At 71.9% G+C, this 25,992-nt stretch carries 23 protein-coding genes and 4 pseudogenes; 25 read left to right on the top strand and 2 right to left on the bottom strand.

The annotated features are described in order from the left end of the window. Nucleotides 1–33: 33 nt before the first annotated feature. The 6 genes from AC3ERT_RS31190 (at nucleotide 34) to AC3ERT_RS31165 (ending at nucleotide 6,057) form a co-directional block, all read left to right on the top strand. Nucleotides 34–342 carry a DUF6112 family protein gene (locus AC3ERT_RS31190; protein WP_435178169.1) on the top strand — a complete coding sequence of 103 codons (309 nt, stop codon included), beginning with the start codon at nucleotides 34–36 and terminating at the stop codon, nucleotides 340–342. After that, complete coding sequence (locus tag AC3ERT_RS31185; protein WP_435178167.1) at nucleotides 342–1,034, top strand: hypothetical protein; 693 nt, start codon at nucleotides 342–344, stop codon at nucleotides 1,032–1,034. The genes AC3ERT_RS31190 and AC3ERT_RS31185 overlap by 1 nt, the downstream gene beginning before the upstream one ends. A gap of 31 nt (nucleotides 1,035–1,065) precedes the next feature. Beyond that, complete coding sequence (locus AC3ERT_RS31180) at nucleotides 1,066–2,427, top strand: SCO6881 family protein (RefSeq protein WP_435178165.1); 1,362 nt, start codon at nucleotides 1,066–1,068, stop codon at nucleotides 2,425–2,427. Nucleotides 2,428–2,564: 137 nt separating this feature from the next. Next, a complete protein-coding gene (locus AC3ERT_RS31175) occupies nucleotides 2,565–4,037 on the top strand; it encodes an SCO6880 family protein (RefSeq protein WP_435178163.1) in 1,473 nt (490 codons plus the stop codon). Nucleotides 4,038–4,074: 37 nt separating this feature from the next. Further along, on the top strand, nucleotides 4,075–4,530 hold the full coding sequence (locus tag AC3ERT_RS31170; RefSeq protein ID WP_435178162.1) for a DUF6238 family protein: 456 nt from the start codon (nucleotides 4,075–4,077) through the stop codon (nucleotides 4,528–4,530). A gap of 27 nt (nucleotides 4,531–4,557) precedes the next feature. Continuing rightward, nucleotides 4,558–6,057, top strand: a complete 1,500-nt coding sequence (locus AC3ERT_RS31165; protein ID WP_435178160.1) for an ATP-binding protein — start codon at nucleotides 4,558–4,560, stop codon at nucleotides 6,055–6,057. Nucleotides 6,058–6,188: 131 nt separating this feature from the next. Here the strand turns inward: AC3ERT_RS31165 and AC3ERT_RS31160 are convergent. Continuing rightward, nucleotides 6,189–6,713 (bottom strand): annotated as a pseudogene (locus AC3ERT_RS31160) (cation diffusion facilitator family transporter); the annotation flags it as partial. A gap of 348 nt (nucleotides 6,714–7,061) precedes the next feature. Here AC3ERT_RS31160 and AC3ERT_RS31155 point away from each other — a divergent pair. From AC3ERT_RS31155 to AC3ERT_RS31080, 16 genes and pseudogenes are all read left to right on the top strand, one after another. Continuing rightward, the gene (locus tag AC3ERT_RS31155; RefSeq protein WP_435178158.1) at nucleotides 7,062–8,144 is read left to right on the top strand and encodes a hypothetical protein; all 1,083 of its coding nucleotides are present in this window, start codon (nucleotides 7,062–7,064) and stop codon (nucleotides 8,142–8,144) included. Nucleotides 8,145–8,564: 420 nt separating this feature from the next. After that, nucleotides 8,565–9,386 (top strand): hypothetical protein, encoded by an 822-nt coding sequence (locus AC3ERT_RS31150; RefSeq protein ID WP_435178156.1) that lies wholly within the window; start codon nucleotides 8,565–8,567, stop codon nucleotides 9,384–9,386. A 133-nt stretch (nucleotides 9,387–9,519) separates the two neighbouring features. Next, entirely contained in the window at nucleotides 9,520–10,287 is a 768-nt protein-coding gene (locus tag AC3ERT_RS31145) for a hypothetical protein (RefSeq protein WP_435178154.1), read from the top strand. A gap of 253 nt (nucleotides 10,288–10,540) precedes the next feature. After that, nucleotides 10,541–10,759 carry a hypothetical protein gene (locus AC3ERT_RS31140; protein WP_435178214.1) on the top strand — a complete coding sequence of 73 codons (219 nt, stop codon included), beginning with the start codon at nucleotides 10,541–10,543 and terminating at the stop codon, nucleotides 10,757–10,759. 196 nt (nucleotides 10,760–10,955) lie between these two features. After that, the gene (locus AC3ERT_RS31135) at nucleotides 10,956–12,098 is read left to right on the top strand and encodes an AAA family ATPase (protein ID WP_435178212.1); all 1,143 of its coding nucleotides are present in this window, start codon (nucleotides 10,956–10,958) and stop codon (nucleotides 12,096–12,098) included. Further along, entirely contained in the window at nucleotides 12,095–13,894 is a 1,800-nt protein-coding gene (locus tag AC3ERT_RS31130) for a vWA domain-containing protein (protein ID WP_435178152.1), read from the top strand. Before AC3ERT_RS31135 ends, AC3ERT_RS31130 begins: the two co-directional genes overlap by 4 nt. Before the next feature lie 24 nt (nucleotides 13,895–13,918). Next, nucleotides 13,919–14,071 carry a hypothetical protein gene (locus AC3ERT_RS31125; RefSeq protein WP_435178150.1) on the top strand — a complete coding sequence of 51 codons (153 nt, stop codon included), beginning with the start codon at nucleotides 13,919–13,921 and terminating at the stop codon, nucleotides 14,069–14,071. Between the two features lie 121 nt (nucleotides 14,072–14,192). Continuing rightward, a complete protein-coding gene (locus AC3ERT_RS31120; protein WP_435178148.1) occupies nucleotides 14,193–15,443 on the top strand; it encodes a hypothetical protein in 1,251 nt (416 codons plus the stop codon). A 57-nt stretch (nucleotides 15,444–15,500) separates the two neighbouring features. After that, nucleotides 15,501–16,721 carry an MFS transporter gene (locus AC3ERT_RS31115; protein ID WP_435178146.1) on the top strand — a complete coding sequence of 407 codons (1,221 nt, stop codon included), beginning with the start codon at nucleotides 15,501–15,503 and terminating at the stop codon, nucleotides 16,719–16,721. A gap of 77 nt (nucleotides 16,722–16,798) precedes the next feature. Then, entirely contained in the window at nucleotides 16,799–18,028 is a 1,230-nt protein-coding gene (locus AC3ERT_RS31110) for an ATP-grasp domain-containing protein (RefSeq protein WP_435178144.1), read from the top strand. 124 nt (nucleotides 18,029–18,152) lie between these two features. Further along, on the top strand, nucleotides 18,153–19,283 hold the full coding sequence (locus AC3ERT_RS31105; protein ID WP_435178142.1) for a hypothetical protein: 1,131 nt from the start codon (nucleotides 18,153–18,155) through the stop codon (nucleotides 19,281–19,283). A gap of 78 nt (nucleotides 19,284–19,361) precedes the next feature. Further along, nucleotides 19,362–21,153 (top strand): annotated as a pseudogene (locus tag AC3ERT_RS31100) (type IV secretory system conjugative DNA transfer family protein). Nucleotides 21,154–21,183: 30 nt separating this feature from the next. Further along, a complete protein-coding gene (locus AC3ERT_RS31095) occupies nucleotides 21,184–21,393 on the top strand; it encodes a hypothetical protein (protein ID WP_435127240.1) in 210 nt (69 codons plus the stop codon). Next, entirely contained in the window at nucleotides 21,390–22,550 is a 1,161-nt protein-coding gene (locus AC3ERT_RS31090; protein ID WP_435178140.1) for a DnaB-like helicase N-terminal domain-containing protein, read from the top strand. The genes AC3ERT_RS31095 and AC3ERT_RS31090 overlap by 4 nt, the downstream gene beginning before the upstream one ends. After that, the gene (locus tag AC3ERT_RS31085) at nucleotides 22,547–23,119 is read left to right on the top strand and encodes a hypothetical protein (RefSeq protein WP_435178138.1); all 573 of its coding nucleotides are present in this window, start codon (nucleotides 22,547–22,549) and stop codon (nucleotides 23,117–23,119) included. The genes AC3ERT_RS31090 and AC3ERT_RS31085 overlap by 4 nt, the downstream gene beginning before the upstream one ends. Before the next feature lie 95 nt (nucleotides 23,120–23,214). After that, the gene (locus AC3ERT_RS31080; RefSeq protein WP_435127234.1) at nucleotides 23,215–23,484 is read left to right on the top strand and encodes a hypothetical protein; all 270 of its coding nucleotides are present in this window, start codon (nucleotides 23,215–23,217) and stop codon (nucleotides 23,482–23,484) included. Nucleotides 23,485–23,672: 188 nt separating this feature from the next. Here AC3ERT_RS31080 and AC3ERT_RS31075 read toward each other — a convergent pair whose 3' ends face one another. Continuing rightward, on the bottom strand, nucleotides 23,673–24,350 hold the full coding sequence (locus AC3ERT_RS31075) for a TetR/AcrR family transcriptional regulator (protein ID WP_435127232.1): 678 nt from the start codon (nucleotides 24,348–24,350) through the stop codon (nucleotides 23,673–23,675). On the opposite strand from AC3ERT_RS31075, the gene AC3ERT_RS31070 reads away from it, so the two are divergent. From AC3ERT_RS31070 to AC3ERT_RS31060, 3 genes and pseudogenes are all read left to right on the top strand, one after another. After that, a complete protein-coding gene (locus AC3ERT_RS31070) occupies nucleotides 24,261–24,608 on the top strand; it encodes a hemerythrin domain-containing protein (RefSeq protein ID WP_435127230.1) in 348 nt (115 codons plus the stop codon). The two genes, AC3ERT_RS31075 and AC3ERT_RS31070, sit on opposite strands and share 90 nt — an antisense overlap. Before the next feature lie 54 nt (nucleotides 24,609–24,662). Then, nucleotides 24,663–25,034: pseudogene (locus AC3ERT_RS31065) on the top strand (substrate-binding domain-containing protein); the annotation flags it as partial. 176 nt (nucleotides 25,035–25,210) lie between these two features. Further along, nucleotides 25,211–25,992, top strand: a pseudogene (locus AC3ERT_RS31060) (IS5 family transposase); the annotation flags it as partial.

The raw sequence follows: 25,992 nt of genomic DNA, 5'->3' as shown, positions 1-25,992 counted from the left end.
TGTTGCGCGCCATGAATCGAACAGGAGTTCCCTATGTTCCTCGCCGACAAGGTCGTCCACCTCGCCTACGACCCGGGAATCAAGCCGAACGAGGGCGGGCTGCCGGGCCTGTCCGTACTCAAGGAGGTGATGGGCAGCGTCAACCTGTTCGGGATCATCGCTGTGGTGGGGGCCCTGGCGGTCAGCGCCGGCGTGTGGGCCTGGGGCCACCACTCCGGCGGCCACCAGGCCGAGACCAACGGCAAGAACGGCGTACTGGTCTCGGCAGGCGCGGCCCTGCTGCTGGGCGCGGCGAACGGGATCGTGGCGTTCTTCTCCACGCTCGGAACGCAGGTCCACTGATGTCCACAGCGCCTACGCACCCGGACCGCTCATCTGCCCGGCACCGCCGGTCACTGGTCGGCGCCGCCGTCCTGGTGGTACTCGTCGCCACCGCGGGCCTGGCCGCCTACCTCACCCGAGACGGCCGTACCTCCTCTTCCCACCCCGAGCGCCCCACCTCGTCAGCCTCAGCCGTACCGTCGCCGTCGGCCACCAACTCCCCGGTGCCGTCTGCGAGTGGCAGTCCGCGGGGGTTGCCGGTTCCGCCGTCCACGCACGACCCGATCGTGTTCGGGAAGGCGGCAGCGGTCGCGTTGTGGTCGTACGACACCCGCTCCTACTCCCAGCCCGAGTTCCTCGCTGCCGTTGACCGGTGGATGACCAGCGAGACCAAGTACGCCGATCGCGCCTCAGTCGAGCAGCTGCTGCCCGCGCCGGTGCTGTGGGAGCGGATGGCCGACCAGGGCCAGCACGCCACCGCCACCGCGGACGACGCACACATCCCCTCCGCCTTCACCCAAGCCCTGCAGGCGGATCCCGGGGCGCTCACCACTGCGTACGTCTACGCCGTGACCGTCACCGGCCACCAGGCGATCGCGTGGAAGGGCTCTCCCCACGCCGGGGCCGAGGCCCGCGCGATCACCCTCGCCGTCCAGTGCCGCCCCGACCGGCCCTGCGCGCTGGCCGGCGTGCTGCCGAACGTCGCCCCCTGACCCCGCCACCCGTGCAAGGAGGTACCTGATCATGTCCGCTTGCGATCTCCCCTTGATGGACAAGGTGTGCGACGCCGTCGGCGGGGTGGTGTCCACCACCGGAAAAGCCGTCACCGACGGCATCGGCGCCTGGCTGGCGCAGTCCGCCGGCGACCTCGCCGCCTCAGCGGCGGATCTCGCGGCCAAGGCCGTTGACGAGACCACCGCGATCGACCTGAACGCGCCGTGGTTCCGGGACAACTACGAGCTGCTCCTGCCGATCGGACTGGCGCTGATCGTCGGCACGTTCTGCCTGCAGGTGATGATGGCCGCCTGGCGGCGCGACGAGCGCGCCCTCGCCCAGGCCGTGGTCGGCACGATGACCGGCGTCCTGTTCTCCTTCTGCGCCGTCGCGTTCACCTCCGTGGCCATCACCGTGGTCGACGCGCTGTCCGACGGGTTGTTCCAGGCCGCGCACACCTCCATCGCCGACGCGGTCCGCCGCGTGATCCAGGTCGACGAACTCGGGGTGATGTTCGGCCTGGGCTGGGGCGTGCCCGCGCTGGTCGCGGTCGCCATGGCGCTGGGGGCGTTCATGTACTGGGGTGTGATGGTCGCCCGGAAGGTCGGCGTGCTGATCCTCGTCGCGCTGGCGGTCTTCGCCGGGGCCGGCGGCGGCTGGGAGGTCGCCAAGCGCTGGAGGCGCGGGTGGATCGAGGCCACCGCGACCCTCGTCGTGTCCAAGCTGCTGATGACCGTGGTGTTCCTGATCGGCGTGTCCGCGATGGGCAAGTCCGACTCCCACGACGGGCTGTCCGCGCTGTCCGACGCGATGGCCGGCCTCGTCGTGATGATCCTCGTTCTGCTCTGCCCCTACGCGACCTACCGTTTCGTGCACTGGGCCTCCGACGGCGGCGGCCACGACGACCTGCACCGCACCGGTGTGGCGGGGTTCGCGGTCGCGGCCGGTGCGGCGAAGACCGCGGGCAGCCTCGCCCTGCAGAGCGGCATGCGCACCGGCGCACCCGCGCCGCAAGGCCCCAGCCAGGTACCCGGCGCCAGCCCGGACGGCGTCGCCTCGGGCATCAACCCCGCCGGCAGCAACCTCAGCAAGGAAGGCATCAACCCCGGCCCGCCCCAGCCGAAGACCACCTTCCGCTACGGCGAGAACGAGAACGCCACCGGCGACAAGGGCCGCGCGCTCATCCAGCGCCCCGGTATCCCCCCGCTGATCACCCGGCCTTCCTCCGGAGGCACAGACAGCTCCGAAGCGGGCACCTCCGGAGCAGCAATTCCAGCTCCTGCCCGCTCCGGAACCGAACCTCTGCCGAAGCCCTCCAGCGGCCCGCCGGGCGACGGAACGCAGAGCCCGACGCGCTGGGTCTTCCCCGAGCAGCCGCCCGCCGGATCCTGACCGGCCCCCACCCGGGGCGGGCTGCCCGGCGCAGCCCGCCCCCTCCCCCTACGCCCCGCGAGGATGCCCACCGTGAGGACCAGAAGAGCCCCGTCCCACCCGCCCACCTCCGCCCACATCTACCCTCTGGACCCGCCATGCCTGACAACCGCACTCCTGATGTCGCCCCGGCCACCGTGAAGTTCCCGCACCGCTCCAAGCGCGGAATCCTGCTCGGCCTGACCGCCCCGCAACTGATCGTCGTCACCCTCACCGGGCTGCTGCTCCTGGCCGTCATCCTCACCCGCGGCGTGGTCGGCGCCCTCGAACTCATCCCGCTGTGGGCCGCGATCCTGCTGCTGGTCTTCGTCCGCTCCCGAGGCCGCTCTCTCGCCGACTGGACACCGATCGTCGCCCGCTACGCCCTACGCCGCGCCCGCGGCCAGCTCCTGTGGCTGGCCCGCCCCTCCCGGCGCCCGGTCCGCGAAGGACTTCTGCACCTGCCGGGCACCGCCGCATCGCTGCGGGTGGTCACCGCACCCGACCGGCGGTACGGCGCCCTGCACCACCCCGGGACTGGTGCGCTGACCGCGGTGGTCAAGGTCTCCGCGCGCGCCTACGCGCTGCTCGACCCCGGAACCCAGCACGCGAACGTCTCCGCATGGGGCCGGGCACTGGCGGCGCTGGCCCGCACCGGGCAGGTCGCCCGCATCCAGGTACTCGAGCGCACCGTCCCCGACTCCGGTGACGCGCTGCGCCGCTACTGGGAAGAACACGGCAACCCCAACGCCCCCATGGCCGGGCAAGTCTACAGCGAGCTGATCCAAAGCGCCGGTCCGGCCGCCGCCCCGCACGAGGCATACGTCGCGGTCTCGCTCGACACCAAGGGCGCCCGGCGGCTGATCACCCAGGCCGGCGGCGGCCTGACCGGAGCCTTTTCCGTGCTGGCGCAGCTCACCTCGACCTTCGACCAGGCCGCGCGCACCGCCGGCCTCAACCCGTCGGGCTGGCTCACGGCCACGGAGATCGCGGCCGTGGTGCGCACCGCATACGACCCCAAGGCCCTTGCGACGCTGGACCGTTGGTCGGACTCCGGGCGCCCCGCTGCCGACCCGGCTGCCGCCGGCCCGGTCGTGGTGGTGGAGTCCGCCGACCACATCGCCACTGACACGGCCTTCCACACCACCTACTGGATCGAGAACTGGCCGAGGATCGAAACCTCAGCCGGGTTCCTGCACCAGCTCCTGTTCACCGCCGGGGTCCGCCGCACCCTGTCGCTGTCGTATGAGCCGAAGGGCCTGGACGCAGCCCTGCGCGATGTCCAGCGCAAGAAAGCGTCGGTGATCGCGGACGCCGCCGAGCGGGCCCGGCGCGGCCAGGTCGACTCCGAAGCCGACTCCATCGAATACGCCGACATCAAGGCCCGCGAGCGCCAGCTCATCGCCGGGCACGCCGATGTCGCGCTGACCGGCCTGCTGACCGTCTCGGCCGACTCCGAGGAGGAGCTGCGCTCCGCGTGCGCGGTCGTGGAGACCGCGGCGGTCGGCGCGCAGCTCGACCTGCGGGCCTTGCGCTGGCAGCAGGCCGAGGCGTTCACCGCCGCCGCCCTGCCCCTCGCCCTCTCGGCCTGATGCCGGCCTGTTCCCTTCCCGCCGAAAGAGCACCCCCATGTCCCGCACCGCCAGCACGCCGACCGCGCAGGACTTCGTGCCCTTCGCCACCGCCGCCCTCGACTTCCACCGCGCCCTCAACCTCCCCACCGCTCCGCTCGTCGCCTCCCGGGCGGAACTGGACGCGCTGCACGAGCACCTGGTCGCCCTCTACGAACTGCTCGACGCCCACGCCCTGCGCACCGGCCCGCTCGTACCGATCGAGGGCGACTGCCTGGGTGCCGCGCGCACCCGGATCTGGCAGGCCGCCGACCACCTCCACGCCGCCTACCACTCAGCCCCCCGGCCGGACTCCGGGGCTTTTCCCGACGGTGAGGCGTGCCGTGTCGGGCTGCCCGAAGGCGCTCCCGACCTGACGATCTGCCACCGCCACCAGATTGCCGCCCGGCTGGTGCGCCGCCGCAGCACACCCGCGGACCTGCACGCACCGTTCACCGGCTTGATCCGCCACTGACCCTGCCGCCCGTCTGGAGATACGTTCATGCCCCGCACCCGCGCCAGCGCGACCCAGGTCTTCGCGCCCCGCAAGTCCTCCCGCGCCCAGCAGCGCGCCGCACGCGCCGGATACGCCGAAGCCCGCCACAAGGCCCGCCGCGCCCACACCGCACCCAAGCGGCAGGATGAGGGCCTCGACCCGGAGCTGCGGCCCACCTACCCGCCTTCGGGGCGCCCCGGTCCTTCCTCCGCCCGCGGCGGGAAACTGCGCCTGCCCTCCCACCGCATGACCACCGCCACCGTCTCCGGCGCCTACCCCTTCCTCGCCGAAGGCGGCCTCGGCGCGGAGGGAATCTTCATCGGCCGCGACGTCCACGCCGAGGCGGCGTTCTGCTACGACCCGTTCTCCCTCTACAGCTCCGGCCGGATCGAGGGCTTCACCAACCCCAACGCGGTGCTCGCCGGGATCATCGGCATGGGCAAGTCCGCGCTCGCCAAGTCCATCGCCACCCGAGCCATCGCCCACGGCTACAAGGTCTACGTCCCCTGCGACCCCAAGGGCGAATGGAGCCCCGTCGCCCAGGCGCTCGGCGGCTACACCATCGCGCTCGGCCCGGGACTACCCGGCCGGCTGAACCCGCTGGACGCGCCCGCCAAGCCCGACGCGGTCAGCGAGACGGACTGGGCCACCGAAACCCGCAAGCGCCGATTGCTGCTGCTGGCGGGCCTGGCCCGCACCGTCCTCAAGCGGGATCTGCAGCCGATGGAGCACACCGCGCTCGACCTCGCGCTCGACCTGGTCGTCACGGCAGCCGAGGCGTCCGGCACGGTGCCGCTGCTCGGCGACATCGCCCACGCCCTCGGCTCCCCGGACCGCCTCGACCACGCGCTCGGCGACCAGCCCGGGCACCTGGGCACCGCGGCCCAGGACCTCGCCCACGCACTGCGCCGTCTCGTGCACGGCGACCTGTCGGGGATGTTCGACGCGCCCTCGACGGTCACGTTCGACCCGGCCACGCCGATGCTGTCCATCGACCTGTCCCGGCTCGGCGGCTCCGGCGACGACACCGCGCTGGTCCTGGCCATGACCTGTGCCTCAGCGTGGATGGAGGCCGCCCTCGCCGACCCCGACGGCGGCAGGCGATGGGTCATCTACGACGAGGCATGGCGCGTGATGCGGCACGTCGGCCTGCTGGAGCGCATGCAGTCCCAGTGGAAACTCTCCCGCGGCCTGGGCATCGCCAACCTCATGGTCATCCACCGCCTCAGCGACCTGCTGTCCGCAGGTGACGCCGGCTCACGCGGCCGAGTCCTCGCCGAGGGCCTACTCGCCGACTGCTCCACCCGCATCATCTACCGCCAGGAGCCCGACCAACTCGCCGCCGCAGCCTCCCTGCTCGGACTGACCGGCGTCGAAACCCAAGCCGTCTCCGCCCTCACCAAAGGCCGAGGCCTGTGGAAAGTCGCAGGCCGCAGCTTCATCACCCAGCACCTGCTGCACCCCGCCGAGCGGCAGTTGTTCGATACCGACTCCCGGATGCGCTGAAAGGTCCGGAAGTTCACGAATACCGAAGTGCTCATCCCGATGAACTCACGGGGGAAGTCGCAGTGAAGAGGCTACTCGGTGCCGTGAGTTACCGAACTCGATTCGGTAGTGGACGGCTTGTCGCGTGCGGTTCAGGCGGCAGCGTGGTGGTCGAGGGGTGCGTGGGGGTCGCTTCCGTGGGGGGCGTAGTCGGTGTGGACGGTCGCGGCGGTCAGCCGGGGGACGGCGTGGACCAAGGCATGTTCGGCGGCCACGGCCACGGCGTGAGCCTGGACGACGCTGTGGTGGGGGTCCACGACGATGTCGGCTTCGGCGCGCAGCGCGTGACCGATCCATCGCATGCGTACGTGCCCGATGTCCAGCACGCCTTCGGTGTCGCGCAACGCGGTCTCGGCCCTGGCGACGAGGTCGGGGTCGACAGAGTCCATCAGGCGGCGGTAGACCTCGCGGGCGGCGTCCTTGAGGACGAGCAGGATCGCTGCGGTGATCAGCAGGCCCACGGCGGGGTCGGCCCAGCGCCAGCCGATGGCGACGCCGCCAGCGCCGAGCAGGACGGCCAGGGAGGTGAAGCCGTCGGTGCGGGCGTGCAGGCCGTCGGCGACCAGCGCGGCCGAGCCGATACGGCGGCCGGTGGTGATGCGGTAGCGGGCCACCCATTAACAGCATCTCGCCCGTATGGAGGCGAACACCCACAGCTCCGCCACCCCTGCGCTCTCCACCACATCCCCAGCAGCAACTATGGCAGCATCCGACAGTCGCCGCACCGCCGCCGAAGCGGTTTCCCCCGCCGTACAACACCACGGCACCACCGCCGGCTCGGCCGCAACACCTGTCCCACCGGCCTCGGACCTTCCGCTTGCGACGCCCCCGGATCAGCCCCGTCCGGACAACCCCCGCAGCCGCTGAACCACAGATCAGAAGGAACCCGCCCATGCCCCAGACCCGCAGACGCTTCCCCGCCCTCGCCCGCTCACCCCCTCCCGCTCACCCGCATTGGACCCGCCATGCCCGCATCCGATCCGAACGCGCCCCTCCACTCCGCACCTCCCCGTGATGACCAAACGCCTGACCGGCTGCGGGCCTTCAGCGACGCCCTCGCCCACCGGCTCCCCGGCTCATGGTCCGCGGCAACCGACGACTTCTTCCCCAACAGCCCCACCCACGTCCACGTGATGGACAGGCTGTGGGACAACGGCCATACCGAGTGGGCCCTTCAGGACTTCGTCCACGAGCAGGCCGCCCTGCTCGACGGTCCCGGCGGTGAACGCTTCGTCGTCCTCGCCCGCCCCCAGCACCGCGGGCAGTTCCTCGTGGCCGCCCTCGCACCGCCCGGCATCGACGGCGCGCTACGCACCAACCACACGCCCCACGGCATCGCCATACCCGGCGACCCGCTCCGTGCCGTGGCTGACGTCGAGCGCCGGCTACTGCCCCGCTACCGAAACGCCGTCGAAGCGGCACGTCTCCCCGCGCTGCGCGAAGCACACCGCCTCGCCCAGAAGGCCCTGCAGGACTGGGATGCGGTCTCGGACTCCCTCTGCGACGCGGCAGGTGTGCCCCTGGACGGAGACGCCTACGGCAGCCGGCAGGTCGAGCGCGACGCCGAAGCCTGGGAGCCCTTCGAGACGTTCCTCTTCCACGGCGCCGCCGCAATCGACCACGCGACAGCCGCTCTGCCCACACTTCCGCTGCCCGCCTCCACCGCCGAGCGGTGGAGCTACCGACTGCGGGAACTGGCCGACGCCTTGGACGAGGGCATCCGCATCCGTGACGACTGGGAGTCCCGTCTGACCGCGGTACTCGACCAGCAGACCGGCCCGGACCGCTGGATCGCCTTCAACGACACCCTCCACGAGCGCAACGCCGAGGGCTGGTACGCGATGACCGTCTTCATCGACCACGCCTCGGTGCTGGACGCCATCGCCGATGTCGAACCGGAGCGCGCCGAACTCGCTGCTGCCCGCGTCGCCGCCGCACGGGCACGCTCCACCACCACGGTGCCCAGGCCCGGCCACCGGCTGCCGCCGCCCGAGGCACCCATGCCGCCTCCCGGGCCCCCTTCACCGCCGCACAAGCCTGGCCGGTGACTTCCCTTTGCGTCCGCCCCCTTCCACCGCGAAAGCCGAACGCCGTGCGCCCCACCGCTGAACGTCTCGGCCAACAGCCCGATCCGGGCGAGCCGGCAGGCGTTGGTCTCCAGGAGTTCGCCGAAGCGGTGGCAGCCCGGCTGGAACGCCGAGATGCACGATCTCACCGCGGACGTCCACCACACAGCTGTGGCGGAACTCCACTGGGCCAGCGCAACACCCGCTCCCCTACCTGCCCCTCCGCCGAACGGCCCGGCCGCTGAACGCCGCATCCGCTGACGGCCCTATCACCGGATCCCGGACAGGCCAAGCCGCAGATCCCACGGATCCTCGACTTCGCACCATCCCCGCAGGCACTCCACCCGGCACGGGCCTCGCGCCGTACCGCCGGACACGACCGACCAGAAAGGAGGTGCCGACATGCAGCCCGATCAGATCGCGGTCACCATCACCCGGCAGGGCACCCGGGTCACCGCCCGCACCAGCAGCCCACCCGGCCCGGAAGACACCACCGAAGCCCCCGACCGGGAGCACGGGTCTGCCCGCCTGGACCAGCTCGGCCTGACCTCACCCGCGCCGTTCAACGCGGCAGACGCCGTCCTCCACCGCGCCGGCTTCGTGGCCGAAGTGACCCACCACGGGCGTGTCCACCACCTGCCCTTCGGGATGACCGACCCGGTCGAGCAGCGCCGCGCGGTGACCCGGGCCGTGGACATGCTGAGCGCCGAGGGCTTCGCCTACGCCGTCGAGGCCGACCTGCTCGACAACAGCACCCCGGTCCCCACCGACAACGAGGTGAACCTCGGCGACCGTCTCGCTCACCTCACCCAAACCCTGTCCCAGGCCGGTCACACCAGCCAGGCCGTCGCCGTGCTCAGCGAGCTGACCGCGCCTGGCGACGGCGTCCTCGACCAGGTCACCAACATCCTTGACGCCACGGCTGACTGGTGGGAAGGGCTCGGCGAGGCGGCCGATCCCCTCTACGCCGACCGGCTGCGCCGCATCAACCAGCAGATGAGCGTCTCCGTGCTGGAGATCAAGAACCTGCGCGACACCCTGGCCGACCGCCACACCCCGCACCCTCGGCAGGTCCAGCCCACTCCGGGGCCCGCCCGGGAGCCCCGTGTCGTCGCAGCGCTGGCGTTCTCCCCGTCCGCTCAGCGAAGCCGTCCAACCCCTACCCCCGCCCGGCCCGCCGCCACGGCCGCCCCACCCGCGGCCCGGCCCGAGCGCACGCGCTGACCAGAACCCACCGCCACACCGACTCCCGCCAACCACCCTGACCCACCTGGAGGAACACCGCTCATGATCCACACCCGCAGACCATCCGCCCCCACTCGCCCCGCTGTCGCTACCCGCCCTGAACGGATCCGTCATGCCTCCTTCCGAAAATCCGCTCCCCGATATCGCGGTCGGCCGCCACCCCGACTTCGGCATCGTCGCCACCAACCCCAAACACCTCGCCGCGAGCGCCTGGATGCTCCGCGGCTTCGACTTCCACCCCGTCCCCGGCCACCCCGACCTGTACGCACTGGCCGATCAACAGCGCGACGGACCAGGCCGCGCCACCCACGCCGTCGACCTCCTGCGCCGAGCCAACTACCAGATCCAGGTCGACGCCGAGTTCGACACCTTCCCCGAAGCCCCCTCGCCGGTCCACGCCGCCACACCGCAACGCGTCCAGCCCGACGTCGCGTTCGCCGACCACCCCCGGCTCGGCATCGTCGCCGCCACCACCGACGGCGCACTCGCCGGCGAACAGCTCCTGGAAGAACACGGCTGGCAACCCCACCCCAGCCTGGACATCTACACGCTTCCACCGGCCACCGGCCGCGACCAGGCTCTCGGCCAGGTCGCCCAGGCCACCGCGGCGATGCACCGCGCCGACCTCCAGGTGGCCGTCCAGCCCTCCCTCGCCCGGGACGTCACCGCACGACGCCGACCCGCACCGGCCAGGCCGGCGCCCCGGGAACGCAGCCCGGACGCCGCCGCGCGCCAGTTTCCCTCCCTGAGTGCTGCCGCGCTGGCCGCCAGTCCCGCCCGCGCCGGCCTGCCCGCCACGCCCCCGGTCCCCGCACCCGCGGCCCCCGCCCCGGGCCCCCGGCCGGTGGACCCGCGCGTGGCGTTCTCCCACCCCCGCTGACACCCCAACCCCTGCGAAGGAACAGCTCATGGCCGTTGTCGGTACTCCCGGCCATCAGAACGTGCGGAAAGGCGAGTCAGGTAGCTGCGGGGCGGTAAGGCCCCGAGCACGTCGGCCGTCATTGCCCATCGTTCGTGGTCCAGCCACGCGCTAAAAGCTCCGGGCCCGCCTCGCCTTCACCCAACACTCCACCGGCTTTCTGGCCACCACCGATAGGAGATCCGCCGTGCCCGAAACACCAGCAGAGCCGTTCATTCCGATCCGGCACACCATCACCGGCGAGATCACCACCACCGGCTACAACGCCGCCGCCCGGCGCATCCTGCTCCAGGACGGCTTCGAAGAGACGCCCGGCTGCGCCTGCCGAGCGACGGAACCCGGTACGCGGACGCACGGGCCTGCTCGCCAGCCGACGAACTGCTCGTCGCCGGCCACCCCCTGCCCCTGGACCGCGCCCTCGGTCGGCCGGTGAGCGCCGACGGTACGCACCGGTTGGCCCGGTCGCCGATGTCGGCACAGGCCGTGAACCGCTCCGAGACCGGCCAGCCCCTCCAGCCACCCACGCCAACCCCGCCCGCTCTCCTACCTGTTGAAGGAGCCTCGTTGTGACCGCACCCGGACCGCCTACCCGTCCAGCGCGCACCAAGGGCGGCGAACTACGGGCCAAGGTGGCCCGACTGCTGTCCGACCGGTCGGCGGACACGCTCACCATCGGGGGCATGGCCAGGCAACTGGGCCACTCGCACGGCGCCGTCCGCAACGCCGCCCTCACCCTGGTGCGACGCGGCGAGGCCGACCAAAGCGGAAGCGGACAGCCGAAGTTCCGCGCGAATGCGAAGACCGCCGCAGCCGCTCAGACCGCTGTGATCAGCCCGCCGGGCACCCACTCTCCCCGCGTCCAGGCGGCCACGGCCCGCACGACCATTCCCGCAGCAGCCACGCCCAAGCAGACCGGCCCGATCCGTCGCACCGGGGGCCAGCTCTACCACCCCCGGGAGCTGGCCGATCTGCCCGACGTCGAAGCTCTGAACCGCCTGCGCGACGCCGACGTGCCGGTGCTGCTCTACGGCCCTCCGGGAACCGGCAAGACCAGTCTGGTCGAGGCCGCGTTCCCCGACCTGCTCACCGTCGCCGGTGACGGCGACACCACGGTCGGAGACCTGATCGGCGAGTACACACAGGACGACGCGGGAGCCTACGTCTTCCAGTACGGTCCGCTGGTCACCGCGATGACCGAGGGCCGCGCCCTGCTGATCGACGATGCCACCCTGATCTCGCCGAAGGTTCTGGCGGCGCTGTATCCCGCAATGGACGGGCGCCGCCAGATCCAGGTCAAGGCCCACAAGGGCGAGACCATCAAGGCCGAACCGGGCTTCTACGTGGTGGCGGGCCACAACCCCGGCGTCCACGGGGCGGTGTTGACGGAAGCGCTCGCGAGCCGGTTCAGCGTGCAGATCCAGATCGGCACGGACTACGACCTCGCCCTGGCCCTGAAGATCGATGCCCGGGTGGTGCGGATCGCCCGACATCTCGCCCGCCAGGTCGAACTGGGTGAGCTGGGATGGGCCCCGCAGCTGCGGGAGCTGCTCAGCTACCAGAAGGCCGAGGCCGTCCTCGGCACCAGGGCCGCGCTCGCGAACTTGATCGGCATCGCCCCTGTGGAGGACCGCGAAGTCGTCGCCGCCGCCGTCGGCAAGATCGCCGGCGTCAAGGAGGTCGCACCCCTCACCCTAGGCAAGCAGCTTCCCGCCTCGGCCGTCCGGCAGCCCCCGGGCAGCACCGGCTCCGCACAGCGGGGCCGCTCGCGATGAGCGCCCACCACCACGTCCAGACCCCCGCCATCACGCCGGACGTCGACGCCGATCTCGCGCGCTGGGACGACGACGGCGCCCCGCCCGCACAGCCCCGTTCCTCCCCGGCCGCGTGGCTGCGGGTGGGAGCCGAGCTCGGCGATCGGCTGGTCGCCCTGTCCGGCCGCGAGGACCTGCTCGTCACCTGCCGCCCCGGCACCCGCAGCGGCGCACCGGGCGCCTACTTCCCGGGCTCGGCGGAGATCGAGTTCGACGCCCGTCTGTTCGCCCCGCTGAAGCCCCACGAGATCCATCCACGGATCGTGGGCGACGAGGAGCGGTATCCCGCCGCCTGGGGCGTGGTCGTCCACGAGGCCGCCCACGCGGCCCACTCCGTCTGGACACCGCCTGCCGGAGCAGACCCCCGTGTCCTCCAGGCCGCGCTCCTACTGGAGGAGAGCCGCATCGAAGGTGCTCACCTGATCACGCGGCCCACCGACCGCACGTACCTCCGCACCAGTGCCCGAACCCTGGTCATGCCCGACATCGCCCACCCCACCCTCCAGGGCATCGAGCACGCCGCCAGCGTGGCGGCCCTGATCCTCAGCCGCCGGGACGTCGGCATCCTGGACGCCGGCGAGACCCAGGCCGTCGCCGATCTGTGCGAACAAGTGCTGGGCGCAGACCTGCTGGCCAACCTCACCCGCATCTGGACCGCAGCCCACCAGTGCGCCGACCACGACGCCCAGAGCATGCTCGCGCACGCCCAGGACTGGTGCGACGCCCTGGACGCCGCTGCCCCCGCCCTGCCCGTGCCGGAGGACCTCAGCGATCTGCTGTCCGCCGCCGCCGCGGTCGTCCTGGACAGCATGGACGCCAACGACGCCGCCGACCTCGCGGCACGGGCTGCCGCGGACAACGCCGTGGCCGCGCAGTCCCGGGCAAAGGCCACCACCCGCGCCCAGCAAGCTGACCAGCGACGCAAGGCCGCTGCCACCGCCAAGTCGGTCTTCAACACCCGTGGCACCACCGTCAGTCCCGACGGCACACCGGCGCCCTACGGCACACCGGTCACCGGCACCCGCAAGCCCACCGCCGCCGAGCAGAGCGCCGCCGCGCGCCTGAGCCGCGCCCTGCGTGCCGCCGCCTACCGCGAGCGGACCGAGGAGAAGGCCACCAGCCCCACCCCGCCCGGCCGCCTCAACATGCGCGCCGCCCTCGCCCGCGACGCTCAGCACGCGGCCGGGTCGGTCCCCACCGCGGAACCGTTCACCCGCACGCGGCGGCGCAGCTCCCCCACCCCACCCCTGCGTGTGGGGATCGCCGTCGACGTCTCCGCGTCCATGCGGGCCGCCTGCGCGCCCGTCGCCTCCGCTGCCTGGATCGTGGCACGCGCAGCAGCCCTGACCGACCCCGACTCCCGCACCGCCACCATCGCCTACGACACGCACCTGACCGCCTTGACCCGACCCACCCACCGGGCACCGGAGCGCGTGACAACGGTCGGCGCCAACGGCCGCAGTCACAACCTCGCCAACGCCCTGGACGCGCTCGACCACGGCCTCGAACTCAGCCGCCCCGGCGCCGGCCGCCTCCTCGTGATCGTCACCGACGCCATCTACACCCCTGACGAAACCGCTCAAGCCGTCACCCGCGTCAAGCAGCTCACGACCGCCGGCTGCGCCGTACTCCAACTCACCCTCACCGCCAGGTCCCAGCACTTGCCGGGGACCACCTTGCTGCACCTGACCCAGCCCTCCAGCGCTCCCGCCGCCATCGCCACGGCGGCCACCAACGCCATTCGCAGGACACGCTGAGACGACGCAGAAGGCAGAAAAGGGGTGGCTCTGCGCAACCAGGCCCGCGGGCTCGACATCGTCGCCACCGTCATCCGCCAGGACGGCCGCTGGGCCCGGCTGCACGGCGACGCCGACTTCGCCCGCTCGGCCTGCGCGTACTTCGCCCACGACCACGGGCTCCACGCGCCGGCGTGACGAAGGTGCGGGCTTCTACCACCGGTTTCCGGACGGGCCAAATCGCGGATCGTGCGGATCCTCATCACCCGGAAGCCCGACCACGGGCTCCGCGCCTTCGCTCTCCTTCGAGGTCCATGCCGTGATCGCCTACCTGCAGCGCGCCAGCAACACCGCCGGTCTGCTCGCCTACCTCTACGGGCCGGGCGAGCGCGGCGACCAGCGCAATCCCCGCCTGGTGGGCGGTGACTGCCACGGCGCCCCGCTCGACCTGCTCACCCACGCCGACACCCTGCCCTACCTGGCTCACGCCCTGGACGCGCCCGTCGAACGCCTTGGCACCCGCGCGCCGGAGCGGCCGGTGTGGGTCTGCTCGGTCCGCTCCGATCCCCGCCATCGCGATCTGAGCGACGCCCAGTGGGCGGATGTCGCCCGCCGGGTCGCGGGGGTCACCGTCGCGTCCGGCGGTGATCCGGACGCCTGCCGCTGGATCGCCCTGCGCAACCAGCCCCGCCAGGTGCACGTCGTGGCGACCCTCGCCCGTGAGGACGGCCGTCTCCACAACGCCTACCGCGACGCCTTCCACCTGCAGACCGAATGCCGCCGCATCGCCGGCGAACTCGGCCACCTGCCGGTCTCCCCACAACCCACGCCCCCCGTACCGGAGAAGTCGATGCCTATCACCGTCACCATCGCCGCCGAGCCGAGCGGCAGCGTCGTCGCCCGCGGTGGCGACAGCCTCGCCAAATCCCTCCTCAACCACGCGGGATTCGCCTACGCCAACGACTGGCACGGCCCCCGCCACCGCCTGCCAACCTCCATGGGGCGCGAAGAACAGGCGGCTGTCGCCTCCCACGCCGCCGAGATGCTCCGCGCCGCCCGCTACGCCGTCGAACTCGACCCCGTCCTCGACACCGCGCCCGCCGAACCGCAGTCCCTCGGCGGCCAGGTCCTGGCGATGACCGACCAGATCCGGGGCGCCCAGAGCGGTGCCGAGTTGGCCGACACGCTCGGACCGCTCCTTCACGCCGAGCACGGTGTCCTGGAACGAGTCCGGGAGGCGCTGGAGGCCGCCGGGGAGCAGATCACCGATCTGGACGACGAGGCGTACCAGCTCGCCGACCGGTTCGGGTTCGCCTCCGAGTTCATCACCGCCGCGGAGGGGGAACTCCTCGGCGCCGATGAGGAACTGCGCCGGATCGCGGTCCCGGCGCACGAGCAGGCAGCGGCGCGGTCGGCTGCGGTGCACGACGCCCGCAGCGCCGCGCTGGCCACCTCGCCCGTCGCGACCCAGGCATCAGCCTCCCGGAACACCACCCCCTCTGCCCCCTCTGCCCCGGCCGCGGCACCGCCCGCCGGCCCGGCGCGCGACTGCGCCCCCCGGACCCGGTGACCGGCGATGCGCGTGATGCCCGCCCTCCGTTCCGACGGCCAAGCGCCCCTCTATCTCATGCGGGTCGCCGATGCCCTGGCCAGCACCACGGCGACGTACGCCATCCCGCTGCTGGTGCTGATCACCACCGGCTCCACCGCCCTGACCGGCATCGCCTTCCTGCTGGAGTGGACCCCGCGCCTGGCAGCCTTCACCTTCGCCGGAACCGTGACCGACCGCTTCGGCGCCGCTCACGTCTTCCGCGCCACGAACGTCGTCCGCGCCACCGTGGTCGCCCTGGCCGCCGGGTTGTTGACGGCCCTGCCCAGCACGGGGACCGCGACAACCGCCGTTGTCCTGGCGTTCGGTTCGGTGTCCGGGCTGCTGGCGGAGGTCTCCTTCGTCGCGGTGGAGACCCTCGCCGCCGAAGCCGGCCGCGACCTGGGCGACCAGGCGCACCGTCTGCAGGCGGCGCAGACCGGCATCGACCAGGGCGCTGTTCTCGTCGGGCCGCTGCTGGGCGGCGTGCTGCTGCTGGCCGGGCCCGGCGTCCTGCTGGCCGTGGTCGCGCTACTGGCGATGACCGCAGCGGTCACCACACCCAACGCAGTTGAAGCTGCGGCGGGCCACCGCCGGGCGCCGAGCAGTCTGCTGACCGGGTGGCGGGCCTTGCGCCGAACTCCGGCTCTGGCCTGGCTGATCGGCGGGCTGGCCGCGTCCAACCTGGCCAGCGGGGTGCTGCAGGCCGCCGCCCCGATCACCGTCATCCACCGCTTCCACCATTCCACCGCCTCCGTCGGCGCGGTGTGGAGCGCGGCGGCCGTCGCCTCCCTGCCCACCGTGATCGCCGCCCGGCAGGCCATCGACCGCTGGTCGGTGTGGCCGGTCGGCGCTGTGGCCGCCGCCGTGTCCACCGTCGCCTGCCTCGGTATCGCCTTGGCCCCCGGCTTCGCCGCTTACGCTGCCGCCGTCGCGGTTCTGATGGCGGCCGAAGGGGCGCTGACCGTGGTTCTGCGCACGCTGCGGGCCCGCCTCATCCCTGCCGCCGCGTTCGGCTCGACCCTGGCGGTCACGATCATCGTGGTGCTGCTGCCGCTGCCGGTGGCCGGAGCCCTGGTCGCGGCCGTGCCCGCCGCGGGACTTCCGCACCTGCTGCTGGCCTGCGCCGTCCTGCAGGGCCTGGTGCTCGCCGCGTGCTTCCACGGCCTGCGCCGCCATCGCGAAGCCTGCGAACCCCGGCCCGAGCGGGTTCTCGCGGCCCACCGCAGCGAGCCGGTCCAGCCGGTAGACGCGCCATGACCACCGTCGTTCCGACTCCGACTCCTCTTCCGCTCTCCCTTCTTCCCGTTCAACTCCCGCCCTCTGGAAGGTTTCTCATGTCCCGATCCACCAGCCCCGTGCTCATCGTCGTCGGCGGAACGGATCCGATTTACCGGGGGTACTGCCTGGAGCAGTCCGCTGCCGCGTACCCGATCGCGCTGATCGACACCAAGCCGCCGAGCCGGCAGCAGCACCTGGTCGTCGACCACGAGGTCGCCGACACCCACGATCCGGCCGCCGTCGTCGCTGCCGGCCTGGCCCTAGCGAAGCGCCACGCCATCGCGGGGGTCGTCACCTGGGACGAATACTGCCTCGTCCCGACCGCGCAGCTCGTCGCCCGCCTCGGCCTGCCCGGCAACAGCGTCGAGTCGATGAACGCCGGCCGCAACAAGGCCGCCAGCCGCGCGAAGTTCGCCGAGCACCACGTGCCCTCCGCGACGTCCACCCGCGTCGACACGCTGGAAGAGGCGACGACGGCGGCGTCCCGTACCGGTTTCCCGGTCGTCCTCAAGCCCGCGTCGCACGCGGCCAGCATCGGCGTGATCTGCGTCGACACCCCCGAAGAGCTGCCCGCCGCTTGGGAGTTCGCCGCCGCCGGCGCAGGCGAGCAGGGCCCGGAAGGCCACGGTGTGCTGGTCGAGGAGTACCTCGTCGGACCGGAGATCAGCGTCGAATGCGTGACCGTCGGCGGCACGACGACCGCGGTCGCGGTGACGCGCAAGGAGGTCGGCTTCGCCCCGTACTTCGAGGAGACCGGCCACACCGTCACCGCCGGCGACCCGCTCCTGCCGCACGTCGCCCCCACAGCCGCCCAGGCCGTGCGGGCGTTGGGAATCACCGACGGCGTCCAGCACGTCGAGATGCGCCTGACCGCCTCCGGGCCCCGCATCATCGAGGTCAACTCCCGCATCGGCGGGGACCTGATCGGCACGCTGGTGCGCCTGGCCACCGGCCTGGACCTGCCCCGCATCGCCGCCGACATCGCCTGCGGAAACGATCCCTCGCTGACACCCAGCGCGCACCGGACGGCCGCGATCAAGATCCTGTATCCCCCGGCCGATGGCATCCTCACCGCCCGTCGCCTGGCAGCCGAACCCGGTCGGCAGTTCCCGTGGCTGCACCAGGTGGCCTGGCTGCAGGACGTCGGCGATCGCGTCGCACTGCCGCCGAAGGGTGGCGCGAACGCGCGGATCGGGTTCCTGATCGTCACCGCCGACAGCCCCGCCACCGCCCACGAGCGGCTGGCTGTTCTCGTCGAGGGCCTGACCCTGGCGGTCGCCCCGTGACCGCGGCACGCGAGTCGGCCGGACCTGGTGGCAGAGCCGATCCCCACGTCCACGTCACGTTCAGCCCGGCGGGCAGCGCACACCACCGTGTGCTCCCCGCCCGGGCGCCACCCAGGGAGCACCCGTGTCCGAGTCCTACCCGAGTACCGGCCTCGGTTTCACCGCCGAGGACGTCCAACGCGCCGCTGCCCACGTCTGCGCACAGAGCTTGAGCCGCCTCGACCACCCCTCCGGTACCGGCGACTTCCTTCAGGATCAGGCCATCGCCAGCGCCCGCGCGGCCGGCCTGTCGACAACCTGGTCCGTTCTGCAGGCAGAGGACTTCACCGCCGTGACCCGCCGCCTGCACCTGCTCATCCTCGACGCGGCCGACCACACCTCGCTCGCCACCCTCGGCACCGGACCTCGCCGCCCCGGCGGCGCCCCGGAGTCGCTGGATTTCCTCCTGCCGCCGGACGTCGGCCGCTGGGCGACCGGCGGGGACATCCGGCACGCAGCGATCACCCTCGCTCACGACCTCATCGCCGACGACCTGAGCGACGGTCCGATCTTCGGCGGAATCCTCGACGAGCCGATCGCCTCACGGTTCACCCTCGACGGGTCCGCACCGACGTGGGGCCAACTGCCCGCACATCACCTGATCCCCGCACTGTGGATGATCCACCAAGCCGTCGAACAGGCGCACCACGACATCGACGCGGCCGTCGACCAGGCCATCCACAATGCCTCCTTGCAATCCCGTCCGGCCACGACTGCGCCGGCGAACACCCGAGCGGCGTCGGCCCAACCGCCCGCCGGGCCCGCCGCCGCGGCAGAGGACTTCCCAGCCACGCCGAACCGCGCTGACCAGTACGGCACCGACGTCGAGATCTGGTACGAGCACAGGGTCTTCGCCGACGTCCGCACGGGCATATCCCCGATCGCCCACCAGATCCTGTGGGAGCACGGCTTCACCCTCGACCACGCGCGGCTCGGCCCCGACAGCCGTGTCCTGGCCCGCGACGACGGCTGGAGCGAGGACAAAGCCTGCGCCACCCGGGCAGCACAGGCGCTGACCCGCGCCGGGTTCACCACGAACCTGGATCCGATGCTGCTCTCCCGAGACGCCCTGGCCGCCGACCACACTCACCGCCTGCGCCGGCAGCAGGCCGCGACGCGCACCTCTCCGACTGCCGGCATCCGCTCACCCGGAACGGCAGCTGCCTCGCTGCCCCTGCCGCCGACCACCTCGACCGCCATCCGCCGCACCCGCTAGGAAACCCGCCATGACCAGCAGAAGAACCCACCGCCCCGCAGCCATCCGTCCGCTCACCTCTCACACCCGGACCCCGTCATGCCCTCTCCACGTACCAGCGCACCCTCGACCACCACCGGCACCGATGCCCTCCTCTACCTGCTCTTCGGCGCCCTGGCTGCCGCCCTCGCCTTCGGCTCCCTTGCCTGGCTCACCGGCAACCTCACCAACACGGCTGTCGGCAGCGGACCTTGGGCACCGTTCCGTGCAACCGACGCCCTCCTGCACCCCGATGTGCTGTGGCCGCACTTGAGCACCACTGCCGTGCTGATCGGTGCCCGGATCATCCCCGGCCTGCTCACCCTCGTCCTCGTCGTGACGGGATGCGTCCTGTACCTGCGGATACGCGGCGGCGCGAGGAGCGGGCTGGCGCCCAAGGCGGAACTCGCCCCGCTGCTGGACAAAGAGATCACCGCGAAGGCGCAGGCCCTGCGGCCGAGCCTGGCCGACCGGGAGCGTAAAAGAGGTCGCGCCTGCTGACCGCGGCATCCTGCTCGGCACCCTCTCCCCCGGGCGGACGGAGGTGCGCGCGTCGTGGGAGGACGTGCTCGTCGCGATCATGGCCCCGCGTTCCGGGAAGACGTCCGGGCTGGCCATCCCCGCGATCCTCGCCGCTCCCGGGCCGGTCCTGCTCACGTCCAACAAGGCGGCGAACGACGCCTTCACCACCACGGTGGACGCCCGATCCCGGGTGGGCACGGTGTGGACGCTGGACCCGCAGCAGATCGCCCACCACCCCCGGCAGATGTGGTGGGACATCCTCGCCGACGCCCGCGACCTTGCCGGGGCCAAGCGCCTGGCCGGGCACTTCGTCGCCGCATCGGTCGACGAGTCGAACGGCTCGGACTTCTGGTCCACCGCCGCATCCAACACGCTGGGTGCCCTGTTCCTGGCAGCCGCCTCGCACCGGCGGCCGATCACCGACGTCCTGGCGTGGCTCGCCTCACCGGCCGACCGCACCCCGGTCGACCTGCTCACCGACGCCGGCCACGACGCGGTCGCCGCGCAACTCCAGGGCACCGTCTCCGGCGCCACCGAAACCCGCGATGGCATCTACGAGACGGCGAGGCAGTACGCGAGCTGCCTGCTCGACCCGGACGTCGCCGCCTGGGTCACCCCCGCCAAGGGGTTGCCGCAGTTCCAGCCGGCCGACTTCGCCACCTCCCGCGACACGCTGTATCTGCTCAGCAAGGACGGGGGCGGCTCCGCCTCGGCGATCATCGCCGCTGCCGCCGACGCCGTGATGCGCGCGGCCGTCGTCGTCGCGGAACGCTCCGGCGGTCGGCTCGACCCGCCCGCCCTGTGCGTCCTGGACGAGGCCGCCAACGTCTGCCGGATCTCGGATCTCCCGGACCTGTACTCGCACCTGGGCAGCCGGGGCGTCATCCCGATGACGATCCTGCAGTCCTATCGGCAGGGCCAGAAGTGCTGGGGCGAACAGGGGATGGACGCCCTGTGGTCCGCCGCCACCGTCAAGATCATCGGATCGGGCATCGATGACGCGGACTTCGCGGACAAGTTGAGCCGGATGATCGGCGATCACGACGTGCAGACCACCTCGGTCTCCACCAGCGACTCCGGCAAGTCCACCTCCGTCAGTATGCGCGCCGAGCGGATCCTGCCCGCCGACGCGATCCGCGCCCTGCCCAAGGGCAAGGCACTGCTGTTCGCCACCGGTATCCGGGCCGCGATGCTCAACCTCAAGCCCTGGTACAAGGAGCCTGCCGCCAAGACGATCGGCCCCGCGTCGGCCGCCGCCACGAAGGCGATCACCGAACGGGCGCTTGCCAAGGCCACGTTGGGCCGTGACGACTTCGACACCACCGCATGACCACCCCCTTTCCTGCCTGCTGGAGCACCCATGTCCTTCTCCGCTACCTCCTCCCTCACCCGGCCCTTCGGTGATCTGCCGGTTGCGCGGCACGGCGGGCGCTGGCTGCTGACCGCCGGCGCCGGAGCCGTTCCCGCCGACCGGGCGCTCGCCGTCGAGCTGGACCGCTACGCCGTAGCAATGGCCGCTGCCGACCGGGCCGTCGCCGCCCCGCCCCCGCAGCCCGGGGGGCGGCGGTGAGGCCCCTGCTGCAGGCCGAGCAGGCCGTCCTCGGTGCGGTCCTGCTCGACCCCGACCAGCTCGACCACCTCGGCTGGCTGGAACCAGAGCACTTCCACCGGCCGGCCCACCAGGCACTGTTCGCCGCCCTGCGCCACCTGCGCTCCCAGGGCCAGCCGGTCCTGGCCGCCGACGGCACGGTGCCGCTGGCGTGGGTGAACGACGCCGTCACGGAGGCCGGCAAGCACCTGCCCGGCGTGACCTCGGTGTACGCGCACGTGCTGGTGTCGGCCTGCCCCCGCCCCGCACACGCCCCCGTCTACGGGCGGATGGTCCTGGAAGGCGCCATCCACCGCACGGTCACCGAACACGCCGTACGCCTGCACCAGACCGCCCGCGACGACGCGATCCGCGGCGAGGTCGACACCACCCTGCACCACGCGGACGTACTGGCCGCCGTACTGGAAGACCTCGCCCGGCGCTGGGGAACCGAACCCCGGCCCGCCGCCCCTCCACCGACGCCCGCTCCCGCGAGCCCGGCCCCCACCGAGGCCCCGGAGGTCGCGGACAACGAACGGCTCCTACTGGCCACGCTCACCGAGCAGCCGTCCGGCATGGACGAGGTCGTCGACTGGCTGCGACCCGGCGACTTCGCCGACCGCGCGCACGGCGAGCTGTACAGGTGCCTGGGCGCGCTCCACCACCGCGGCGAACCCATCGACCAGGTCACGCTGCTCTGGGAGGCGCAGCGGCGCGGCCTGCTCGCCGACGGCACCGTCACCGGCGAGGAGATCACCGCCATCTGCCAAGGCATCGGCCCCGGCAGTGCGCAGTGGCTCGGCGAGGAGGTCGTCCGCTCGGCGCTATTGCGGACCGCCGCCGCCTCCGCCCAGACGCTCCGCGACCTCGCCTCGACCGATGCCCTGGCCCCGGGCCCGTTGATCAACCACGCCCTGGCCGCTCTCGTCGTCCTGGACGACATCCGCCAGCGCTGGACCACCGCCACCGGGTCGCTGTCACCGACCCCGGCTCGCGATGAGCCCCCCGCCGCCGGCCCGCCGCCCGCGCAAGTCCGTGCCGCCCGCGCCCGCAGCACCCCACCCGCCCCCACACCCGGGGCACCCGCCAAACCCCCTGCCGTGCCGCCGGTACGGCCGCCTTCCCGGAGCCACGCATGAATCAGCCGCACCAGCCGGACACCGAACTCCACGCGCTCGCAGCGGAGTTCGATGCCGCACTGCGCTCCCTCAGCACACCGGGCCCCGCCCCGCAGCACCTGTCCGAAGCCCTCACCACCGTCGTCGGCCTCACAGCCCGCCTCGGCCCCGAAATCCACGACGCCCACGCTGCGCTGACCACCTGTGCCCCCGCCGACCGGTCCTTCCACGCGGCCACCGCGGACCAGCTGTGCCACGCCGTCGCCGCAGCCGGCCGGGCGGTCAACGAGCTGGTCAAAGCCCAAAGCGCCCACCTGTTCATCGACCACTTCCCCGACCTGTACGGCAACGCCGACGTGAACATCGCCTTCGCCCGCACCCGCATCGCCACCGCGCTCACCACCGCCCGCGACAACCTGAGCGAAGCCCACAGCTATCTGCGAGACCTGACAGCCACCAACCCGGCCTCACCACTCCTGCACGCCGCCCGCGCCCGCAGCCCCCGGGCCACCACCGGCGCCAGCCTCTCCGCCACATCCGCCGCCAGTTCCAGCACGCACGTACCACCGAACCCGTCGCGCCGGCGCTGACGCTGACGCACCGGCCATCCGCCAGACAGTCCCGGCCGTACACCCACCACCCAGCCCAACACGCCCCGCACCACCAACTTCCCGAGGAACGTGCCATGTCCAGCATCACCGAGGCTCTGGCCCTGTACGACACGGCCAATCAGGTCGACCGGCTCAACTTCCAACTGCGCGCCCTGAACCGCGGTCCCGCCATCCCGTCACTGAGCGAGGTGTCCTCCTATGTCCATACCCTGGCCGAGATCACCCTTTCGGTCAGCGAGCAGGTCAAACACCGAAGCGCGCAGATTCGCAGAATCTCGTTTCCGCAAAAGGAGAAACTCGCGCGTGGGCCTGTTTTCCCGGCGGTATCGCGAACGGGTACGTAACTGATTCCGCTCCGCGGATTTAAGCCTGAGTGGGAGCACACGTACGAGCGGGCGGAAATCAGCCAACCAGGATCAAGCCTCAGTCGGCGTGGGGGGTCGAGGCTGTCCTCGCTTCACTTGGCGCCGGCCGGTGTGTCATGGAGGTGACACCGCCGACGAGCATGTCGAGGTTGAAGGCGTAGTACTCATCAGGGCTCACGCAATCGGCCAGTGCGTCCGCACACCAGACCACCGTTGGGTACCGACGGGGGACAAGGCTGTGAGCGACGCTCTCTTTGCTCGAACGGCATCTTCGCGCGCCACTTCGTCACTCGGATGCTCGCGTCCAGGCTCCGCGGTGACCAGGGCAATGACGGCACTGAGCAGATACCCGCCCACTTCTGCAGTGCGGTCCCCTGGCAGGTTGCCGAGCCGCAGCGAAAGGGTGCGTTCGGTAAGGGCGAGGCCCGCCGGGGACGCGAGGACCCGCGGCGACCAGCAGAGGGGCGACGGCGGGTTGGGGGCGCAGGGAGGCCAGGAACGCCGCCAGGACCGCGCTCAGTTGTTGAGCCCACGGCGAGGAGTCCTCGGGCGGGGGGGAGTTCCACGTTCGCGAACAGGCGCTCCGCCATGCCGTCGAGTAGCTGGTCCTTCTCCTTGAAATGCCAGTACAGGGCGGTTGGGGTGACATTGTGCTGCTTAGCCAGCCTGCGGATGGTCACCGCCTCCAGCCCCTCGACGTCGGCGATTGCGATTGCACTGTCCGCGATCGCCTCCCGACGCAACCGCTCTTGACCATGACCGTGGGCGCCGCCTCGATCTCCCTCCAGGACGCCGACTCGCTCGGCGGTGACGACAGCATCCTGATGCGTCAGCGCCGGGACCACGCACGGCTCGACGCGATGATCAGCCGCTGCCAGTCCGAGGACCTCCCGGCCGACGAGCTGGACGCGCTCTGGCTCGACATCGTGCAGCTGGTGTTCAGCCACGCCTTCGCCGAGGAGACCGTGCTGTGGCCGCTGCTGCGTCGCGTGGCACCGGCCGGGGAGGCGCTCACGCGTCAGGTCGAGGAGGAGCACCAGGAGATCAACGAGCTGATCGCAAGGATCGAGCGGTCCCTGGACGACCCCTGGCGCGCGGAGTAGCTCCAGCAGGCGTTCGCCCTCGCCCGGCAGGACATCCGCGACGAGGAGGATGAGCTGCTGCCGCATCTGCGCGTGGGCACCGGCACGGCCGAGCTGCGCGCCGAGGGTTACCGTACGGCGCTGCGGCGTGCCGGGATCACCCCGTGCCCCGCGTGGGAGCGTCCGGTGAGGGCGTTGCACCGGGGCGACGGCGCCCGGGCGATGTTCGAACTTCTCGACTCCGGCGACGCGCCCGACGCGGTGTTCGCGTTCAGCGACGAACTGGCGCTGGGCGCGCTGCACACGGCGTACGTCCGGGGGCTGCGGGTGCCGGAGGACCTGGCGGTCGTCGGGCTCGACGACATCGAGGACGGCCGGTTCGGCCGGCCGACGCTCACCCCCGTCTCCCCCGACAAGAGGCAGATCGCCGCGCGGGCGCTGCAGTGCCGACGTGTGTCGGCGACCGTTTCGGTGTCCGGGGTGCCCCAGGTGTCGGGCTGCCCGAAGACGACAGTTATGGGCCTGTGTTCTTCGTAACGCGCTGCTGACCTGGCACTTCATGGTTGTTCGTGCGGCTTGCCGAGGGGTGACGGACGGCGACTCGATTCCGGGAGGACTCGACCATGAGAGATCGCGCGGTGGGCCGCGGGGAGCTGCCAGACGCGGCCTGGGACCGGCTGGAGTGTCTGCTGCCGAAGGCCGACGGGCGGGGCCGACCATGGCGTGATCACCGACAGGTGATCAACGGAGTGCTGTGGCGATTGCGGACGGCGCTCCATGGCGCGACCTGCCGGAACGCTACGGACCGTGGCAGACGGTGTACGAGCGGTTCGCGCGCTGGGAAGCGGACGGCACATGGGCTCGTCTGCTGGAAGCAGTCCAGGCGCGTGACGACTCGACCGGAGTGCTGGAGTGGACGGTGTCGGTGGACTCCACCATCAACCGTGCCCACCAGCATGCCGCCGGAGCCCGCAAAAGGGGGTATCGGCACCGGACGAACCGGGAGGTGCATCGCATTCAATGCTTGGCCAGGCGCTCGGCAGGTCACGAGGCGGGTTGACCACGAAGGTGCACCTCGCGGCCGACGGCCGCGGCCTGCCTCTGGCCATCGTCGTGACCCCAGGCAATGTCAACGACTCCACGGTATTCGACACGGTGCTGGAAGCAGTGCGAGTGCCTCGCCTGTCTGCAGGACGGCCCCGCCGCAAGCCAGAGACGGTCATCGCCGACAGGGCGTACTCGTCACGGGCCATACGGGCGGTCATCCCCGAACGATCCGACCAGATCGCCAACCGGCAACGCCGAGGAGCGGCCGGCGGTCGGCCGCCATCCTTCGACCCAGAGCAGTACAAGGCCCGCAACGTGGTCGAACGATGCTTCAGCAGGCTCAAGCAGTTCCGAGCTG

This window comes from Actinacidiphila sp. bgisy145, assembly GCF_057708125.1.
Note: the sequence above shows the minus strand (reverse complement) of the source record. Positions and strands in the feature narration are given on the sequence as shown.

Bases quoted from the DNA above. Each gene is read 5' to 3' on its own strand.
- AC3ERT_RS31190 (WP_435178169.1), top strand. From the start codon at position 34: ATGTTCCTCGCCGACAAGGTCGTCCACCTCGCCTACGACCCGGGAATC.
- AC3ERT_RS31185 (WP_435178167.1), top strand. From the start codon at position 342: ATGTCCACAGCGCCTACGCACCCGGACCGCTCATCTGCCCGGCACCGC.
- AC3ERT_RS31180 (WP_435178165.1), top strand. From the start codon at position 1,066: ATGTCCGCTTGCGATCTCCCCTTGATGGACAAGGTGTGCGACGCCGTC.
- AC3ERT_RS31175 (WP_435178163.1), top strand. From the start codon at position 2,565: ATGCCTGACAACCGCACTCCTGATGTCGCCCCGGCCACCGTGAAGTTC.
- AC3ERT_RS31170 (WP_435178162.1), top strand. From the start codon at position 4,075: ATGTCCCGCACCGCCAGCACGCCGACCGCGCAGGACTTCGTGCCCTTC.
- AC3ERT_RS31165 (WP_435178160.1), top strand. From the start codon at position 4,558: ATGCCCCGCACCCGCGCCAGCGCGACCCAGGTCTTCGCGCCCCGCAAG.
- AC3ERT_RS31155 (WP_435178158.1), top strand. From the start codon at position 7,062: ATGCCCGCATCCGATCCGAACGCGCCCCTCCACTCCGCACCTCCCCGT.
- AC3ERT_RS31150 (WP_435178156.1), top strand. From the start codon at position 8,565: ATGCAGCCCGATCAGATCGCGGTCACCATCACCCGGCAGGGCACCCGG.
- AC3ERT_RS31145 (WP_435178154.1), top strand. From the start codon at position 9,520: ATGCCTCCTTCCGAAAATCCGCTCCCCGATATCGCGGTCGGCCGCCAC.
- AC3ERT_RS31130 (WP_435178152.1), top strand. From the start codon at position 12,095: ATGAGCGCCCACCACCACGTCCAGACCCCCGCCATCACGCCGGACGTC.
- AC3ERT_RS31115 (WP_435178146.1), top strand. From the start codon at position 15,501: ATGCGGGTCGCCGATGCCCTGGCCAGCACCACGGCGACGTACGCCATC.
- AC3ERT_RS31110 (WP_435178144.1), top strand. From the start codon at position 16,799: ATGTCCCGATCCACCAGCCCCGTGCTCATCGTCGTCGGCGGAACGGAT.
- AC3ERT_RS31095 (WP_435127240.1), top strand. From the start codon at position 21,184: ATGTCCTTCTCCGCTACCTCCTCCCTCACCCGGCCCTTCGGTGATCTG.
- AC3ERT_RS31085 (WP_435178138.1), top strand. From the start codon at position 22,547: ATGAATCAGCCGCACCAGCCGGACACCGAACTCCACGCGCTCGCAGCG.
- AC3ERT_RS31080 (WP_435127234.1), top strand. From the start codon at position 23,215: ATGTCCAGCATCACCGAGGCTCTGGCCCTGTACGACACGGCCAATCAG.
- AC3ERT_RS31070 (WP_435127230.1), top strand. From the start codon at position 24,261: ATGACCGTGGGCGCCGCCTCGATCTCCCTCCAGGACGCCGACTCGCTC.